Consider the following 2,702-nt stretch of genomic DNA (forward strand, 5'->3'; position numbering starts at 1 on the left):
AGACGGGCGGTGCCGAGCGTCCGCCGCGCCAGGGCGGGCACGGCCCGGGCGTTCCTGCCGGCGAACATCGCGGCACGGCGGCCGACGACGGAGATCAGGGTCTGCAAGCCGGCTTTCCTGCCGTGGGTCACGTCATCTCCCGGATGGAGGTCGAAACGGCCGGCACGAAGCCACCCTCCACCGCGGTGCCGGGTCGCATCGATCCGGCCTCTCAATCAAGCCTTCCCGTTCGCCGCGGCAGCACCAGCGGCCTGCCGGAGCCGTCCCACGGCCAACCGGTGCACACACCCGGGCACGCGGTCCTCACCCGAATGCCGGTCGGTGCACAGCGCACCCGCGGCGTGTACCCCAGCCGCGTCGGCTCCGGCGTACGCCCCGCCCCATCCCGAGGTGGGGGCGCACCGCTGAGCATGCCCAACCGCGTACGGCTCCGCCGCGCGTCCTCGTACTCCGCTCAACTGTGGGGGCTCGACAATGGTGGGAAAGGGGCGTCGGCCGCGGATCGCCGCACCCGCGCCGGCGGATCCGCCTAGAGCGCCCTCGGGGCGCCCCTCGAACCGGGGTACGACCCGGGCCGGCCCGGTCCAGTGGCATCGGGCTCCGTACCCGCGGCCTTGAGCCCGGTCAGGGGGTAACGATGGGGAAGTCGCGGTCACCGGGGTCGAGGATGGCCGCGAGCCGTTGGAGGACCGTGGTGTCGCCGTCGGCCCGGATGCCCGCCTCGGCCAGTGCCTCGGGCGTCGGGTCTCCCAGGGCGAGCGCGGGCAGTTGGCGGGTGGTGGCGGTGAGGGTGACGTCGGCGGCGTTCTGCTGGGGTGCGGCGGTGTGGGTGAGGACGCCGTTGGCCAGACGCAGTCGGTACTCCTCATCGGTGTCGGTGAGGACGATGTCGATGGCCATGTGCTCGTCCCACGCCTTCGGACCGTCGACCTGGATGGCGAGGGCGTCGAACACGAGGCGGGGGCTGAGGTTGGCGATGATGTCGGCGGAGGCAGTGACGGTGGGGGTGCCGAACCGGCCCTCGCGCAGTTCGGTGGCGCCGGACAGGTAGAAGTTGCGCCAGGTGCCGTTCTCCGCCCCGTAACCGAGTTGTTCGTAGGTGTCGGCGAGCAGTTCACGCGCCGCGGCATGGTCGGTCCGGGCGAAGACGACGTGGTTGAGGACTTCGGCCACCCAGCGCAGGTCGCCGGCTTCGAAGGAGGCGCGGGCCTTGTCCACCACCGTGTCGGCGCCGCCCATGAACTCCACGTAGCGCCGTGCGGCCTCGGTGGGGGTGTGTTGCCACAGGTGGGCGGGGTTGCCGTCGAACCAGCCCATATAGCGCTGGTAGACGGCCTTGAGGTTGTGGTTCACCGACCCGTAGTAGCCGTGGGTGGACCATTCCCTCTCCAGGGCGGGCGGGAGCTGGAGGTGCTCGGCGATCTCGGTTCCGGTCCAGCCCTTGTTGATCAGGCGCAGTGTCTGATCGTGGAGGTAGCCGTACAGGTCGCGCTGGACGCTCAGGAAGTGCTTGATGCGGTCCTGACCCCAGGTGGGCCAGTGGTGCGAGGCGAACGCCACGTCGGTGGTGTCACCGAACAGGTCGATGCACTCGGTGAGGTACTGCGACCAGCGGCGCGGGTCGCGGACCACGGCGCCGCGCAGGGTGAGCAGGTTGTGCAGGGTGTGGGTGGCGTCCTCGGCCGTGCACAGGGCCCGCAGGTCGGGGAAGTGGATGAGCATCTCCGAGGGGGCCTCGGTGTCCGGGGCCATCTGGAACACCATGCGGACGCCGTCGACGGTCTCCTCCTGCCCGGTGGCGGTGATCTCCACGGTCGGCGCGATGAGGCTGACGGTGCCGGTGGCGGTGGTCTGCCCGAGGCCGGCGCCGACCTGGCCCCGCGGGCCGCGTGCCAGGGCCGCCCCGTACATGTAGGCCGCACGGCGGGCCATCGCGGTGCCCGCGTACACGTTCTCGGCCACCGCGTGCTCGGTGAAGCCCTCCGGGGCGAGCACCGGTACGCGTCCCGCGTCGACGTCCTCCCGGGTGGTGACGCCCTTGACACCGGCGAAGTGGTCGGCGTGGGAGTGCGTGTAGAGGACCCCGGTGACCGGACGCTCCCCGCGGTGCTCGCGATACAGCGCCAGGGCGGCCTCCGCCGTCTCCACCGACAGCAGCGGGTCGATCACAACGACGCCGGTCGCCCCCTCGACGAACGTCACGTTCGACAGGTCCAAGCCGCGGACCTGGTAAATGCCCTCCACGACCTCGAAGAGGCCCTGCCCGGCGACAAGCTGTGACTGGCGCCACAGGCTCGGGTTGACCGTGTCGGGAGCCTCGCCCTCCAGGAAGGCGTAGGTGTCGTTGTCCCACACGACGCGCCCGTCCTCGGCGGTGACGGCATTCGGCTCCCGGCGCGCGATCAGCCCGCGCGCCGCGTCCTCGAAGTCCTGCCGGTCGGAGAACGGCAAGTCCTCCCGCAGCTCGGCCGACTGCTGGGCAATGAACGGCTGAGCGGGCTTGGATACCGAAGTCATATCAACACCTTTGTCTCATGTCCGTCGAAAAAATACTCTACCTCTCTTGGAGGGCATTTACATCATAAATAAGGATCAACGCCTTTCATGGTGATCTTTCGGGCATTCGGTATGATGGTGGGCGTCCGCCCGGCTACAAGGCCCATCATCGGGTTCCCGGTCCCTCGGTGGGGGTGGGGTGCGGG

The 2,702-nt window shown here is 70.0% G+C and carries 1 protein-coding gene; it reads right to left on the minus strand.

The window, feature by feature from the left end; genetic code table 11:
* Positions 1–624: 624 nt before the first annotated feature.
* On the minus strand, positions 625–2,517 hold the full coding sequence (locus FNQ90_RS19005) for an alkyl/aryl-sulfatase (protein WP_182607476.1): 1,893 nt from the start codon (positions 2,515–2,517) through the stop codon (positions 625–627).
* Positions 2,518–2,702 lie beyond the last annotated feature (185 nt).

Origin of the sequence: Streptomyces alkaliphilus (assembly GCF_014141535.1) — a bacterium.
GTDB lineage: Bacteria > Actinomycetota > Actinomycetes > Streptomycetales > Streptomycetaceae > Streptomyces > Streptomyces alkaliphilus.

Excerpts from the sequence above, each read along its gene's own strand:
- FNQ90_RS19005 (WP_182607476.1), bottom strand. The coding sequence starts at position 2,517 with ATGACTTCGGTATCCAAGCCCGCTCAGCCGTTCATTGCCCAGCAGTCG.